Origin of the sequence: Streptomyces xanthochromogenes (genome assembly GCF_014650455.1) — a bacterium.
GTDB classification, from domain to species: Bacteria; Actinomycetota; Actinomycetes; order Streptomycetales; family Streptomycetaceae; genus Streptomyces; species Streptomyces xanthochromogenes.
Window position 1 is genome coordinate 57623 of the sequence record NZ_BMUZ01000021.1, and the last position, 14683, is coordinate 72305.

Here is a 14683-nt window from a genome sequence, read left to right on the forward strand (position 1 = left end):
CACGAAGGCGGTCCGCCGGGTGTCCTCCCCGTGGGGGGTGGGGGCGCCCGGCGGACTTTTTCTGTCGTTGCGACACTTGTCCGTTGAGCACATTTTCCCGATGCCCCGTTTTCGTATGCCTCCGGCGGTGGACAATAAGGGCATGAGTCAGCAGGGGGAGAGGCCGACCCGGGACGACGACTGGTGGCACCGGCTGTACGACGAGTCGGCCCCGGACGCCGGTCCCGACGGTTCGCGCGACAGCCTCGACGACCGCTTCAACTCGGCGTCGGACACGGTGGGTTCACCCTCCCCGGAGGCGCCCGCACCGCAGGCACCGGTACCGGAGCCTGCCGCAGCGAAGCCGCCCGTACCGGAGCCTGCGGCATCGAAGCCGCCCGTACCCGAGACTTCCGTACCGAAGGCGTCGGTCCCGGAACCCCACGTTCCCCCGGCCGCACCGGAACGCCCCACCGCACAACCCGCCCCGCCCCCGGACGCATCGCCCGCATCGCCATCGGCCGCGCAACCCGCCCCGCCCGCCGCCCCCGAGTCCCGCCCCCGTGCTCCGTGGGAGCCGCCCGAGAGCGCGGCCGGGCCGCGCAGGCCCGCCGCCTGGTGGGAGTCCGTGCCCGCGGCCCCGCCGCCGCCGACGGAACCCGTGCCCGAGTTGCCGCCGGGCTGGGCGGAGGAGGCGGCGCCGGACCCGGCGGACCGGCCCCCGGCCCGGCCGGGCACGGCGCCGGTCACCGCACCGCCCGAGCCGCCCCGCGGCGCCGAGGACGGGCAGCGCGTCGCGAACGCCCCGAGCAGTCTGCGCACGCCCGCCACCGGCGCCTCGGGGCCGCCCGCCACCGCGCCCGACGAGCAGTTCGCGGCGCCCGTGACCGCGCCGCCCGAGCGGTTCGCGCCCGTACCCCGGCCGCGTACCGGCCATGTGGGTGACGGGCCGCCCACCTACGACGCCGAGCCCACCGCGCTGCCCGTCGCGCGACCCGACGAGCTGGACGACCTCGTCGCCGACACCGTCCTCGACGGCGCCCGCTACGGCGCGTACGTCCTGCGCGCCGTCTCCTCGCGCGGGGACTCGGCCCGCTACCGGGGCGAGCCGCGCCGCGACGCACTGCTCACCGCCCGCTTCGGCACCGGCGAGAACGCCCTGGTCCTGGTCGCCGTGGCCAGCGGCGTACGGACCAGCGAGCGGGCGCAGCTCGCCGCCGCCGACGCCTGTCACTGGATCGGCGGTGCCATCGGCCGCAGCCAGGTCCGCCTCGCCGAGGACATCAGGGCGGGCCGGCGCGGCGACCTCAAGTCGGGCCTGCACCGGCTCACCGACCGCAGCTACGGCATGCTGCGGGCCCGCGCCGCCGAGCTCGGCGCCGAGCCGGAGGAGTACACGGCGAACCTGCGCTGTCTGCTGCTGTCCGCCGATCCCGCCTGCCGCACCCGGGTGTTCTTCGGCGTCGGCCACGGCGGTCTGTTCCGGCTGCGCGGCGGCGTGTGGCAGGACATCGAGCCCGCCGTGCCCGAGCCGGGACAGGCCCGCGGCGAGCCGGTGGTCGGCTTCGGCTCGCCGCCCGCCGAGACCCCGGAGGGCGACCGTCTCACCATGGACCTCGGCACCGTCGAGCCCGTCCGCCCCTACATCGACCCGCCCGCCCCGCCGCCGGGCGAACCGTTCCGCTTCAGGGCCTCGGTGGCCCGACCGGGCGACACCCTGCTGCTGTGCAGCGGGGGCCTGGCCGAGCCCCTGCGCGGCGAGGCCGCCCTCGCCAAGGAACTCGCCGAACGCTGGGCCGCCCCCGAGCCGCCCGGCCTCGCCGCGTTCCTCGCCGACGTACAGCTGCGGGTGAAGGGGTACGCCGACGACCGTACGGCGGTCGCGGTCTGGGAGGCGTAACGGCGAAGGCCGTGGGTTGATGGACCCATGGCCAAGCAGAACGTTGCAGAGCAGTTCGTCGACATCCTGACCCGCGCCGGCGTGAAGCGGCTGTACGGAGTCGTCGGTGACAGTCTGAACCCCGTCGTCGACGCCATTCGCCGCACCCCCGCCATCGACTGGATCCAGGTCAGGCACGAGGAGGTCGCCGCCTTCGCGGCCGGCGCCGAGGCCCAGCTCACCGGGAAGCTGGCCGCGTGCGCCGGGTCGTGCGGGCCCGGCAACCTGCACCTCATCAACGGCCTGTACGACGCACACCGCTCGATGGCCCCCGTGCTCGCCCTCGCCTCGCAGATCCCGTCCTCGGAGATCGGCCTCGGTTACTTCCAGGAGACCCATCCCGACCAGTTGTTCCGCGAGTGCTCCCACTACAGCGAGCTGATCTCGAACCCGCAGCAGATGCCCCGCGTGCTGCAGACCGCGATCCAGCACGCCATCGGCCGCGGCGGGGTCAGCGTCCTGGCGCTGCCCGGTGACATCGCCTCCGCGCCGGCCCCCGACAAGCCGATCGACCACGCCCTCGTGACGTCCCGGCCCTCGGTGCGGCCCGGCGACGCCGAGATCGACCGGCTCGCCGCCCTCATCGACGGGGCGAAGCGCGTCACGCTGTTCTGCGGCAGCGGCACCGCCGGGGCGCACGCGGAGGTCATGGAGTTCGCCGAGCGGATCAAGTCGCCCATCGGACACGCGCTGCGTGGCAAGGAATGGATCCAGTACGACAACAGGTACGACGTCGGCATGAGCGGGCTGCTCGGGTACGGGGCGGCCTACGAGGCGACCCACGAGTGCGATCTGCTGATCCTGCTCGGCACCGACTTTCCGTACAACGCCTTCCTGCCCGACGACGTGAAGATCGTCCAGGTCGACGTGCGGCCCGAACACCTGGGCCGCCGCTCGAAGTTGGACCTCGCGGTGTGGGGCGACGTCAAGGAGACCCTGCGCTCGCTGACACCGCGGGTCAAGGAGAAGACGGACCGCAGGTTCCTCGACAAGATGCTGAAGAAGCATGCCGACGCCCTGGAGGGCGTGGTCAAGGCGTACACCCGCAAGGTCGACAAGCACGTCCCGATCCACCCCGAGTACGTGGCGTCCGTCCTGGACGAACTCGCCGACGACGACGCGGTGTTCACGGTGGACACCGGCATGTGCAACGTCTGGGCGGCCCGCTACATCTCGCCCAACGGCAGGCGCCGCATCATCGGTTCGTTCAGCCACGGCTCGATGGCGAACGCGCTGCCGCAGGCCATCGGCGCCCAGTTCATCGACCGCGGCCGTCAGGTCGTCTCGATGTCCGGCGACGGCGGCTTCTCCATGCTGATGGGCGACTTCCTCACCCTGGTCCAGTACGACCTGCCCGTGAAGGTCGTGCTCTTCAACAACTCCTCGCTCGGCATGGTCGAGTTGGAGATGCTGGTCGCCGGTCTGCCCTCGTACGGGACGACCAACCACAACCCCGACTTCGCGGCGATCGCGCGGGCGGCCGGAGCGTACGGGGTGCGGGTCGAGAAGCCCAAACAGCTCGCGGGTGCGCTCAAGGACGCCTTCCGGCACAGGGGCCCGGCCCTGGTCGACATCGTCACCGACCCCAACGCCCTGTCCATCCCGCCGAAGATCAGCGCCGAGATGGTGTCGGGCTTCGCGCTCTCCGCCGGCAAGATCGTCCTGGACGGGGGAGTGGGGCGCATGCTCCAGATGGCCCGCTCCAACCTCCGCAACGTGCCGAGGCCCTGACGGCCCTCGCGCCCCGTCCCGGCCACGGAGAAGCGGACGCCCGCGCTCCACCGGACCGCACGGAACCGCCCCGCCCGCCCCGTGCGTCCTCGCCTTCACTCGGGTCGTCAACAGCGGCTACGCTCAGCGCAGTTGCGCCGATGACCAGGCGTGAAGGGCCGGGGGAGCCACACCATCATGAGCGGTACGAACGGGGACGGACGCGTCGAGAAGGACGATTACGCGGACGGGGGCATCAAGCCGCTCGCGGCCGGTGACCCCGCGCGCATCGGGCCGTACCTGCTGCTGGGACGGCTCGGCGCGGGCGGTATGGGGCGGGTGTTCCTGGCCCGGTCGGACAGCGGCCGCACGGTCGCCGTGAAGGTCGTGCACGAGGAGCACGTGTCCGACGAGCAGTTCAGGGCGCGGTTCCGCAGGGAGATCGAGGCGGCCCGCAAGGTCGGCGAGCGCTACACGGCGCCGGTGCTCGACGCGGGCCCGGGCGACGAGCCGCCGTGGGTGGCCACGGGGTACGTTCCCGGGCTCTCGCTCGAACAGATCGTGCGGCGGTACGGGCCGCTGCCGGTCGCGTCGCTGCACGCCCTCGCCGAGGGGCTCCTGAAGGCGCTGGGGGACATTCACGGCGCGGGAATCGTGCACCGTGACCTGAAGCCGTCCAACGTGATGCTCACCGTGGACGGCATGAAGGTCATCGACTTCGGGATCGCCCGGGCGCTGGAGACGTCCGTCGAGTCCCTGCTGACCAGTACGGGGATGGCGGTCGGCTCGCCCGGTTTCATGTCGCCCGAGCAGGTGCGCGGGCAGAGCGCCGGGGTCAAGAGCGACGTGTTCACCCTCGGGTGCGTGCTGACCTACGCGGCCACCGGACAGCTGCCGTTCGGGCAGGGCGCCAGCAACCAGCACGCCGTGATGTTCCAGATCGTGGAGGGCGAGCCCGATCTGACGGGGGTGGAGGACGAGGCGCTGCGGGCGCTCATCACCCGCTGTCTCGCGAAGGACATCGACCAACGCCCCTCCGTGGACGAACTGTTGACCGACCCGGAACGGACCCGGCCGAGCGGCGGGCGAGGCGCCTGGCTGCCCGCCCGCGTCGTGGCGCGCATCGCCCAGCAGTCCGCCCGGCTGCTCGACGCCGAGGCGACGCCCCTGCGGGAGCAGCCCGTGGACCGGGCGACCATCGGGCTGCGGCCGCCGGCCGGGACCCCCGAAGGCGTTGTGGCGGTCGGCGCCGTCACGGCACGGGAGCCCCAACGGCCCCGTCGCCGCCGACGGATCGTCGTGCTGCCCGTCATCGCCGTGCTCGCCGTCGGCGGCGGCACGATCGCCGTGCTCCAGCCCTTCGCGAGCGACGGGGGCAACGAAGCCCACGCCCAGCCGCCGAGCAGCAGCGCGAGCGCGGGTGCCAGTGCGGGTGCCCATGGGGGTGCGAGTGCCGGTCCCGGCGCCAGCGCCACACCGTCCACCAGCAACTCGCCATCCGTGCAGAGCAGTTCGCCTTCTCCGGGAGCGAGCGACCAGGCCAAGGGCGACGCGAAGGGCCCGGACGGCAAGGGCGCCGACGGGCAGAACGCGGCGGCGAACGGCGGGAGTTCGGCCGGAACCGGCAGCGGCCCGGGAAGCCCGCCCGGTGGCGGCTCCGCCAAGGGCGCCGGTAGCGGCTCCGGCTCCTCGGGAGCGTCCGGCGGTTCCGGGTCCTCCGGCTCGTCGGGGTCCTCGGGCTCGTCCGGCTCGTCGGGGTCCTCGGGGTCCTCCGGGTCTTCCGGATCGACCGCGGGCTCGCCGCCGGCCGACATGAAGGCCTACAAGCTCGCGTACACCAACAGCTGCGTCGGCGCCTGCTCCATGCCGATCGCGGTGACCTGGCCGACGGTCTCCGGCGCGACCCGCTACGACATTCACTACACCAACAAGGGCAGCAACTTCACGAAGAAGAGCGTCGACACCATCTACTCCACCGGGGGCACCAACTACACGATCAACGGGCCCTTCTCGGGTGACGAGATCTGTGTGTCGATGCGTGCGGCCAACAAGTACGGGCCCTCCGCCTGGGCGGAGACCTGGTGCGGCACCGTGCCGTACTGAGCGGGCCGCGTCCGAGGGGTGCGCCGCCGCCCGGGTGAGGCCGCCGTTGACGACGCCGGACCCCTGGCGCGGCCCGGCGCGATCCTGCGCGCACGCGGCGTCGGGACGGTGCCCGTGACGACGCACTCCGGCTCCTCGCGTAGCCGCGCGTACGCCTCGGGCGTACCGGGGCGATGGCCGAGCCGGGCGGGTCGTCGTGGGGCGGATGCGACAGTACCGGCTTCCACAACCGTCGCGCCCGCGCACCGGTTCCGCCGGTACCGCCACCTCCGGCGCCGTGCTCCCCGACTCGGCCCGGAATACGCCGGGTTCGGCAGGCGTGCGTCGGCGGATGGGCCGAGGCACGCCGGTCGGGGTGTCCGCGCGCGGGGTCGGTCCGATGGCGTGCGGCACCGCCGGACCGGCGGCCACGGCCCGGGGGAGTGCGACCCCCTGCCCGGCCGTGGCCTGCGCTGCCTCCGGGATATGCCGGTTGCGAGCGGGGACGCCCCTGGGCGGGGCCCCTGTCCCGTCGTACGCCGGGCCCTTTGTCCCCGAGCCCGGACGAGCCCCGGGGAAACCGGGGTGGAGAACCGCCGCGACCTCACCTCCGGCCCACGCCCCGGCCGCCTTCCCTTCGATCCCGCACCGGCTCACCCGAGCGGGGCCGCTCCTTTCCCGTACCGCCTCGAACGCCCCGTATGCCGCCGTCAACGCGTAGGGGAGCGGCTCCGGATCCCCACGGCGGGTGCCGGACGGCCCGGGACCGGCGGCAGCCGGGCGGCGTGCTGCGCGGGGCGCGCGAGGCGGCGCACGGCCCGCTCGGGGCGGTGATCGCCGGGCCCGCGGCTGTCATGTCCGGGCTCCCCGTCGGCGGCCCCCGCGGGCAATCCCTTTCGGTTGTTGTGGAATCACCATGCGTGACCGTGGCCCGGTGGGGCATGCATCCCGTGTGCATGTTCGAGGGGGAAAGGTCGTCACAGCGTGCAGGTGGGGGTTATGACAAGGCATCAGGCAGGACTCGGCTCCGCGGGGAGCGGGCCCGTCCGGACACCTGATGCGCAGCAGGGGGACCAGCGTCTGCTGTGCAGGAGAGTGGGGCAGTCGGATCTGGGTGCCGTACGGGAAGTGCGCCACGCACTGCGGGAGCTCCTCGGGGCTTCGCCGCAGGCGGAGGCGGCCGACGTGGCCGAACTGCTCACCAGTGAGCTGGTCACCAACGCCCTCGTCCACACCGGCCACGGGGCCGTCGTGACGGTGGCGGTCGGCGAGGCCGGACTCCGCGTGGAGGTGAGGGACTTCATGCCGACGCTGCCCACGCCGTACGCGCCGTCGTCCGACGACGGCACGCACGGCAGGGGCCTGCTGCTCGTCCAGGCACTCGCGGACGCCTGGGGCGTCCACGAGCACGACCGGGGGAAGGTCGTCTGGTTCGAACTCGGTGACGGGGTGGCGCGGTACTAGGCCGCGGAGGCGCGAGCCGGGAATTCCGCCGCGCCCGGGTGCCTCCGCCGACTAGCCGAACTGCTGCTCCAGGTCCTTCAGTTTGCGCTCCAATGAGTCGAGCCGGGGCAACGCCTGGGTGTCGTCCTCGGCGGTGAGGTCCACGGTCCTGGCCGGCGTGGACTCAGCGGTCCCGACGGCCTGGAGGGAGGGCCGGTTGCGCAGGGGCAGCTGTCCTGGCTCTGCTATGGCCGGCTCCGCGACAGCTTTGGGCTGCGCGGAGCCCGGGCCAGGACCGATGCCCTGGACGTCGACCTGGCGGCCGCCGCCCCTGCCGCGTCCCCAGGAGCGGTTCTGCCGACTGAGCGCCTTGAAGTGCGCCCGGTCCAGCTTCTCCTGGTCGCGCCTGCGGAGCTTGTTCTCCTCCTTGGTGCGTTTGTCCTCGCGGACCTCGTCGACCGCCTCGTCCAGGGTGCGCACGTTCTCCAGGAGCATCAGCGACCAGGCGCCGAAGGTCTCCCGGGGAGCGCGCAGCCACCGCACGATCCGGATCTGCGGCAGCGGACGCGGCACCAGACCCTGCTCACGCAGGGCGGCCCGGCGGGTCTGCTTCAGCGCGCGGTCGAAGAGCACCGCGGCCGAGAGCGACATCCCCGCGAAGAACTGCGGGGCACCCGCGTGGGCCATGCCGCGCGGCGCGTGCACCCAGTTGAACCAGGCGGCGGCGCCCGCGAACGTCCACACGAGCAGCCGCGAGCCGAGCGCCGCGTCACCGTGGCTGGCCTCGCGCACCGCGAGCACGGAACAGAACATGGCCGCGCCGTCGAGGCCGAACGGCACGAGGTACTCCCAGCCGTCCGTCAGGTTCAGGTTCTGCCGGCCGAAGCCGACCAGACCGTGGAAGGAGAGCGCCGCGGCCACCGCCGCGCAGCAGAACAGGAGCACATAGGAAGCGGTGCCGTACACCGCCTCCTTCCTTCTGCGGCGCTCCTCGCTGCGCTCCCAGGAGTCGTCCCCGGCGGCGTTGTCAGCGGTGCGCTTGCCGCGCGCGAGCACTACCAGAGCCACAACGACCCCCACGATCATCACGCCGCCCGGAAGCAGCCAGTCCAGCGATATGTCGGTCAGTCGCATGCGGTGTCCCTTGCATCGCGTAGGGCGTATCGGCCGCCATACTGCTCCAGCCGCGCGAGGCGGCAGGGGGTTTCGGGGCAAGAGGACGCCAACGGAGTGCGAGGGCAGCCGGATAGGGGGCGATCGCTCGAACTGCCGTGCCCGGCGCGCGAGTTGGGTTCGACTGGCGCTCACCCGTATGGGTGGCATGGAGTCAGGATGCGGCGCTGAGCCTCTGCACGCGGTCGGCGTCGCAGGTGCGCGGACAGGTGACGCAGGTGTCGTCGGGCCGCACCGTGTAGAAGAAGCAGCAGCTCGCCCGGTCCCGGGTGGGCAGGCGCCGCCCGTCGGGCGCGGTCAGCTCGCGGAAGCCGGGGGTGCCGACGTACGGCTTCGCCGTGCCGGGGAGCAGCGCGTCCAGCTCGGTCATCGCGCGGGACTCCTCGCCGAGCAGCGCGCCGACGTACCAGAGGCCCTCGACGATCTCGTCCGTCGCCATGCCCCACAGCGCCCGCCGGCCGCGCCGCATGCGCGGCCCGAAGCCTTCGAGCACCGGCCCGAGGTGCTCGGCCACCGCGTCCCGCACCTCGCCGCGCAGGGCCTCCTCGTCGGCCACGACGCGGGCGCCGGGGAGTTCGGCGGCCGGGTCGTCCGGCAGGCAGGCGAACTCCCTTGTGCGGAGGGCGATTTGGCCGCTGCTGCGCTGGAAGGCGACATCGGCAACCGGGACGCGCGGCACCCGGCGGTGCAGGAACCACGGCACCGTCACCAGCAGGCAGGCGGGCCAGGCATAGCGGTGGAAGCCGAACGAGGCGATGACGTCGGGGCGGGCCTGGTGCCCGTAGTCCCGTACGACCTGGGCGTTGTCCCAGGCGAGGAAGGCGTCCAGGGCGGTTCCGCCGGCCGCGAGCTGCGCCGCGCCGACCCAGCCCGCACCGCTCGGCAGCTGCTCCGCCGCCGTCAGCTCCCTGATCCCCAGGCCGGAGTACGCCTCGGCGAGCCGGGCATAGGAGGGGGTGACGGGGCTGGGCAGCAAGGTCGAGACGGTCATGCGGGACCACCGAATCACGATCGTTGACAGGTAAGGCTTACCTTATCCGATGTCGCCGATGTTTGAACTCGCGCTTTGTCCGCCTATGGTCTGTGGGGGCAGTGGAGCCGTAGGAGGCCGGGGTGGAGCAGGGCAGAGGGCGCGGGGCGACCGTGCCTCCGTATGGGTCACCCAGGGTTCCCGGCCAGGCCCGGGCCGTCGAGCCGCTCTCCGGCGCAGCGGACGAGGACGCGCGCGGCGAGCACACCCACTGCGAGCCCCCGGCTCCCCGCACCGTCGGGTCCCCGGCCCCCCGTACCGCCGTTCACCGCCACTCCGTGCGCGGCCAGATACTGGCCGCCCTGCGCACCGCCCTGGTCGACGGCGAGCTCGTGCCCGGCGAGGTGTACTCCGCGCCCGCGCTCGGTGAGCGGTTCGGGGTGTCCGCGACCCCCGTGCGCGAGGCGATGCAGCAGCTCAGCATCGAGGGCGCCGTCGAGGTCGTGCCCAACCGGGGCTTCAGGGTCACCGAGCGGAGCCCGCGCGAACTCGCCGAGCTCGCCGAGGTGCGGGCCATGATCGAGGTGCCGGTGATGCTGCGCCTCGCCCGTACCGTCCCGGCGGCCCGCTGGGCCGAGCTGCGCCCGCTCGCCGAGGCCACCACCGAAGCAGCCGCGACCGGCGACCGGGCGGGCTACGCCGAGTGCGACCGCGCCTTCCACCGGGCGGTCCTCGCACTGGCCGGAAACCAGCAACTGGTGCAGGTGGCCGATGACTTGCACCGCCGCGCGCAGTGGCCGCTGACCGCGGCGCCGGTCGCCCGCCGCGGCGACCTGGTCGCCGACGCCGCCGAACACCTGGCCCTCCTGGACGCCCTGTGCGCCCAGAACCTGCCGGTCGTCCAGTCGCTGGTACGGGAACACTTCACGGGCTCGACGCTCTGACGTTCCGCCCGGGGCGAGCGCCGGGAGCGGGGAGGGCGGCTGCCGGGGCGGCCCGGCTCGGGCCGAAATGCCGTGCGGGGCAAGCCGGGTGACGGTCCGTCACATCGCGGCAGGGTGTGGGGGAGTCGCCCCCAGATGGGCCGCGAGCCAGGTCGGAACGCCGAGCAGGCGCACCAGGCGGGCCGCCTCCGTGCGCAGCCGGGTCGAGACGGGCTCTTCCTCGGTGTCGGCGAGCGCGGCGAGCGCGGGGGCCGTGCCGATGAGGTAGCCGAGCTCCTCGCGGATGCGCAGGGACTCGGTGAAGCCGTGCCGCGCCTCCGTCAACTCCCCGTCACGCAGGGCGAGTCCGGCCAGATGGCGCCAGGTGAACGAGAGCAGCAGGGTGTCCCCGTGGGCGGCGGCGCCCTCGTGGGCGCGGCGGTAGGCGGAGCGGGCGGCCTGGGGCGCGTCGGCCACGTTCTCGGCGAGCAGCCCGCGCCGGAAGTCGAGCAGCGCCCGGCCGCGGCCGGCCGGTTCGATCAGGGCGGCGGCCCGGCCGAATGCCGAGCGTGCCTCGTCCGCCCGGTCGCGCACCCCGAACAGGGTCGAGGCGTAGGCGAGATAGCCGCGCTCGCAGGCGGCGGCGCCGCGCTCCTCGTCGCTGCGGGCTATGGCCTCGGCGCCCCGCAGTGCTTCGTCGGCCTCCGCCCAGCCGGTCTCGGTGTACACACAGCGCTCGGTGAGCAGCGCGGTGCGCTGAAGGGCGCCGGCCGGTACTCCCGCGTGCGGTTCGAGCAGGGCCGCGGCGTCGGTCCAGCAGCCGCGCGAGCGCAACCGCCATATCGCCGTCTGGAGCGGATCCCCGTCATCTGCAGTCGTTCCGGAACCAGACATGGCGGTGTACGCCACGTTGCCCTCCCCGAGCGCGCCATCGAGCTGCTGAGTAGATCCGCATCTCAGCACGGAATGGCACGCCGGGCCAAGGGGGGTGCGTGAATGAGTTCACAATCGTCCGACACTGGCCGGGAACGACTGTCAGCTCATCCGAAGCGCCAGGAAGAAGTCCAGCTTGTCCTCCAGACGGGACAGGTCACGGGCCGTCAACTGCTCGATCCTGCCCACCCGGTAGCGCAGCGTGTTGACGTGCAGATGCAGTCGTGTGGCGCACCGGGTCCACGAGCCGTCGCAGTCCAGGAAGGCCTCCAGGGTCGGGATGAGCTCGGCCCGGTGGCGCCGGTCGTAGTCGCGCAGCGGGTCGAGCAGCCGGGCCGTGAAGGCGCGCCGCACATCGTCCGGCACGAACGGGAGCAGCAGCACGTGCGAGGCCAGCTCGTGGTGGCCGGCCGCGCACACCCGGCCGGGGCGGGCGGCGGCGACCCGGCGGGCGTGCCGGGCCTCCTCCAGGGCGCCGCGCAGGCCCTCGGCGGAGTGCACCGCCGCGCTGACCCCCAGGGTCAGGCGGCCGTCGTCGGCGAGGCCCGCCGCGAGCGGCGCGCGCACCGCGGTCAGCAGCGCGTCGGCGTGCAGACCGCCCTCGGCACCCTCGGCCGTGGCCGCGGACAGCGGGACCAGTGCGATCGCCTCGTCGCCGGCGTGGGCCACCGCGATCCGGTCCGAGGACTCGGCGCCGACCACCGCCGGGTCGACCAGGATCTCCTCCAGGAGCGACTGGGCGACCGGGCCGCCCGCGATCTCGGCACCCGAGTCGCGCTCCCAGTCCACCCGGGCCACCACGACCTGCCAGTGCGGCGCCGAGCCGAGGCCGGGCAGCAGCACGGGGGCCGCGACCCGCAGCCGGGCCGCGATCTCGGCGGGCGCGGCGCCGGTCTGCACGAGTTCGAGTACTTCCTGGGCGAGCCGGCGGCGCACCGTGCGGGCCGCGTCGCGCCGGTCGCGCTCGACCGCGATCAGCTGGGTCACGCCCTGGAGGAGGTCGAGCCGGGCGGCCGGCCAGTCGCTCGCGTCGGCCTCGACGGCCAGCAGCCAGTCCGAAAGCACCGTCTCGCGCACATCGCGGGCGGCGGGCGCGGCGCCCCGGCCGTTGTTGCGGATGGGGAACAGCGAGTAGGTGACCCCGTCCACGGTGGCCCGGTGCGGGCCGCGCCGCCCGGTGCGCGTGGCGCCCAGGTGCTCGGCGGCCAGCGCGGCGCCGACCGCGGGGGTCAGGGCGTCGCCGGCGCCCGCGATCTGGCGGCCGGTGGGCGAAAGCACCCAGGCCCGCAGGTCGAGGTCGGAGCCGAGCAGGTCGAGGACCACCTCGGGGCCGCCACCGGCCGGGCCGGACGTCATCAGGCGGCGGTGACGGTCCACGACCGCCGCGAGGTCGCCCGCCCGCTCGCCCGAGACCTGGCGTACGACGTGCTCGGTGATGGTTGCGAACGCGACCGACTCGTTCACCGCGAACAGCGGGAGCCGATGGCGAGAACAAGCCAAAACAAGATCGTCGGGAATGGCGCCCAGCTCCGCCTCGCCCGCCGCCAGACCCGCCACGCCCGCGCTCGCGAGGATGCGTACGAATGGCTCGGAATCTTCGGCGTCCCGGCGCCAGGCGAGGCCCGTCAGGACGAGCTCGCCGCCCGCCAGATAGCGACTCGGATCCCGTAGGTCCGTAGTCATCACACCCCGCACCGTGCGGTCCAGCTCGTCCTCGCCGCCGAGCAGCCGCAGCCCCAGCGCGTCGGTTTCCAGAAGTGCGCGCAGCCGCATCGCGTGTCGCCGCCGATCTGTCTTGATGTTGCCGTTGGAAAGCGGTGAGGTAACGGAGCACCGCCTTTCATACGAATCTACAAGACGTGAGCGGAGACCAGCCAACTCCTTCATGGTTTCGGTGACTGCACCCGAGGGATCGGGACTTGTGTACTGATTCCACACCGCGTTAACAGCACATGAACGACTGAGATGTCGAGGGCCTGCCGTCCCCGGGACCCGCGCGAACGACCCCGAATTTGAGAATCGGAAGAGAGCCACTCATGGACTTCCTTCGCCCCGCCAGCTGGGAGGAGGCGCTCGCCGCCAAGGCAGAGCACCCCACAGCTGTGCCTATTGCGGGTGGCACCGATGTGATGGTCGAGATCAACTTCGACCACCGGCGGCCCGAGTACCTCCTGGACCTGAACCGCATCAGCGAGCTGGCTCAGTGGGAGGTAGGGGCGGACAGCGTCCGGCTTGGCCCCTCCGTCCCGTACACCAAGATCATGGAGAACCTGCGGACGGAGCTGCCGGGCCTCGCGCTCGCCTCGCACACCGTCGCCTCCCCGCAGATCCGCAACCGCGGCGGTGTCGGCGGCAACCTCGGCTGTGCCTCGCCGGCCGGTGACGCCCACCCGTCCCTGCTGTCCTCCGGCGCCGACGTCGAGGTCGAGTCCCAGGCGCGCGGCGTCCGGCTCATCCCCATCGACGAGTTCTACAAGGGCGTCAAGCGCAACGCCCTGGAGGCGGACGAGCTGATCAAGGCCGTCCACATCCCCAAGGCGGACGGCCCTCAGCAGTTCTCCAAGGTCGGCACCCGCAACGCCATGGTCATCGCGGTCTGCGCGTTCGGCCTGGCCCTGCACCCCGAGACCCGCACGGTCCGTACCGGCATCGGCTCGGCGGCCCCGACCCCCATCCGGGCGAAGGCGGCCGAGGAATTCCTGAACGCGGCGCTCGAAGAGGGCGGCTTCTGGGACAACGGAAAGATCATCACCCCGTCGATCGCGAAGCAGTTCGCCCAGCTCGCCTCGGGTGCGTGCAACCCGATCGACGACGTCCGCGGCACCGCGAACTACCGCCGTCACGCCGTGGGCGTCATGGCCCGTCGCACGCTGATGTGGACCTGGGAGTCGTACCGCGGCGACAACGGCCGCACCCTTGAAGGAGCTGCATAACCATGCGCGTGAATTTCACGGTCAATGGCCGTAAGCAGGAGGCCGACGACGTGTGGGAGGGCGAGAGCCTCCTCTACGTCCTGCGCGAGCGCATGGGCCTTCCGGGTTCGAAGAACGCCTGCGAGCAGGGCGAGTGCGGTTCCTGCACGGTCCGCCTCGACGGTGTACCCGTGTGTTCCTGCCTGGTCGCGGCCGGTCAGGTCGAGGGCCGCGAGGTCGTCACCGTGGAGGGCCTGGCCGACTACGCTGCTCACCGCACCGACGCCCACCCCGGCGGCGGCTGCGCCTCCGGCGCCTGCGGCACCTCGGTCGACGCCGCCAAGCGCTGGCAGGCGAAGCCGCAGGACGGGCAGACTGGAGAAGCGGGCGGGCTCTCCCCGATCCAGCAGGCCTTCATCGACGCCGGCGCCGTGCAGTGCGGTTTCTGCACCCCGGGTCTCCTGGTCGCCGCCGACGAGCTCCTGGAGCGCAACGCCGAGCCGTCCGACGCGGACATCCGCGAGGCGCTCTCGGGCAACCTGTGCCGCTGCACCGGCTACGAGAAGATCCTCGACGCGGTCCGCCTCGCGGCCGCCCGTCAGGAAGAGGCGGTCTGATC

Annotated in this window: 11 protein-coding genes; 7 read left to right on the plus strand and 4 right to left on the minus strand. The window is 73.1% G+C overall.

What is annotated here, in order from left to right:
* The first annotated feature begins 142 nt into the window (after positions 1-142).
* The 4 genes from IE267_RS37075 to IE267_RS37090 all read left to right on the plus strand — a co-directional run bounded on the left by IE267_RS37075 (position 143) and on the right by IE267_RS37090 (position 7174).
* On the plus strand, positions 143-1879 hold the full coding sequence (locus IE267_RS37075) for a protein phosphatase 2C domain-containing protein (RefSeq protein ID WP_189766278.1): 1737 nt from the start codon (positions 143-145) through the stop codon (positions 1877-1879).
* Positions 1880-1906: 27 nt separating this feature from the next.
* The gene (locus IE267_RS37080; protein ID WP_189766279.1) at positions 1907-3649 is read left to right on the plus strand and encodes a pyruvate dehydrogenase; all 1743 of its coding nucleotides are present in this window, start codon (positions 1907-1909) and stop codon (positions 3647-3649) included.
* 177 nt (positions 3650-3826) lie between these two features.
* Positions 3827-5731: a serine/threonine protein kinase gene (locus IE267_RS37085; protein WP_189766280.1), complete on the plus strand. Its 1905-nt coding sequence runs from the start codon at positions 3827-3829 to the stop codon at positions 5729-5731.
* A 1074-nt stretch (positions 5732-6805) separates the two neighbouring features.
* Positions 6806-7174 (plus strand): ATP-binding protein, encoded by a 369-nt coding sequence (locus tag IE267_RS37090; RefSeq protein ID WP_308428884.1) that lies wholly within the window; start codon positions 6806-6808, stop codon positions 7172-7174.
* Between the two features lie 51 nt (positions 7175-7225).
* Here IE267_RS37090 and IE267_RS37095 read toward each other — a convergent pair whose 3' ends face one another.
* Together IE267_RS37095 and IE267_RS37100 are read right to left on the minus strand one after the other, a co-directional pair.
* Positions 7226-8287 (minus strand): DUF2637 domain-containing protein, encoded by a 1062-nt coding sequence (locus IE267_RS37095; RefSeq protein WP_161245504.1) that lies wholly within the window; start codon positions 8285-8287, stop codon positions 7226-7228.
* 193 nt (positions 8288-8480) lie between these two features.
* Positions 8481-9317 (minus strand): (2Fe-2S)-binding protein, encoded by an 837-nt coding sequence (locus IE267_RS37100; RefSeq protein WP_189766282.1) that lies wholly within the window; start codon positions 9315-9317, stop codon positions 8481-8483.
* A 122-nt stretch (positions 9318-9439) separates the two neighbouring features.
* Between IE267_RS37100 and IE267_RS37105 the strand changes: the two genes are divergently transcribed.
* Positions 9440-10240, plus strand: a complete 801-nt coding sequence (locus tag IE267_RS37105; protein ID WP_189766283.1) for a GntR family transcriptional regulator — start codon at positions 9440-9442, stop codon at positions 10238-10240.
* Positions 10241-10339: 99 nt separating this feature from the next.
* Here the strand turns inward: IE267_RS37105 and IE267_RS37110 are convergent, their stop codons facing one another.
* Positions 10340-11113, minus strand: a complete 774-nt coding sequence (locus IE267_RS37110) for a hypothetical protein (RefSeq protein ID WP_167156059.1) — start codon at positions 11111-11113, stop codon at positions 10340-10342.
* A gap of 141 nt (positions 11114-11254) precedes the next feature.
* Positions 11255-12925 (minus strand): PucR family transcriptional regulator, encoded by a 1671-nt coding sequence (locus IE267_RS37115; protein WP_167152650.1) that lies wholly within the window; start codon positions 12923-12925, stop codon positions 11255-11257.
* A 263-nt stretch (positions 12926-13188) separates the two neighbouring features.
* On the opposite strand from IE267_RS37115, the gene IE267_RS37120 reads away from it, so the two are divergent.
* Positions 13189-14085, plus strand: coding sequence for an FAD binding domain-containing protein (locus IE267_RS37120; protein WP_161258155.1), 897 nt, complete (start codon positions 13189-13191; stop codon positions 14083-14085).
* 2 nt (positions 14086-14087) lie between these two features.
* Positions 14088-14681 carry a (2Fe-2S)-binding protein gene (locus IE267_RS37125; protein WP_189766284.1) on the plus strand — a complete coding sequence of 198 codons (594 nt, stop codon included), beginning with the start codon at positions 14088-14090 and terminating at the stop codon, positions 14679-14681.
* The last annotated feature ends 2 nt before the right edge of the window (positions 14682-14683 follow it).

Bases quoted from the DNA above. Each gene is read 5' to 3' on its own strand.
- IE267_RS37080 (WP_189766279.1), top strand. From the start codon at position 1,907: ATGGCCAAGCAGAACGTTGCAGAGCAGTTCGTCGACATCCTGACCCGC.
- IE267_RS37095 (WP_161245504.1), bottom strand. From the start codon at position 8,287: ATGCGACTGACCGACATATCGCTGGACTGGCTGCTTCCGGGCGGCGTG.
- IE267_RS37100 (WP_189766282.1), bottom strand. From the start codon at position 9,317: ATGACCGTCTCGACCTTGCTGCCCAGCCCCGTCACCCCCTCCTATGCC.
- IE267_RS37120 (WP_161258155.1), top strand. From the start codon at position 13,189: ATGGACTTCCTTCGCCCCGCCAGCTGGGAGGAGGCGCTCGCCGCCAAG.
- IE267_RS37075 (WP_189766278.1), top strand. From the start codon at position 143: ATGAGTCAGCAGGGGGAGAGGCCGACCCGGGACGACGACTGGTGGCAC.
- IE267_RS37085 (WP_189766280.1), top strand. From the start codon at position 3,827: ATGAGCGGTACGAACGGGGACGGACGCGTCGAGAAGGACGATTACGCG.
- IE267_RS37110 (WP_167156059.1), bottom strand. From the start codon at position 11,113: ATGTCTGGTTCCGGAACGACTGCAGATGACGGGGATCCGCTCCAGACG.
- IE267_RS37115 (WP_167152650.1), bottom strand. From the start codon at position 12,925: ATGCGGCTGCGCGCACTTCTGGAAACCGACGCGCTGGGGCTGCGGCTG.
- IE267_RS37125 (WP_189766284.1), top strand. From the start codon at position 14,088: ATGCGCGTGAATTTCACGGTCAATGGCCGTAAGCAGGAGGCCGACGAC.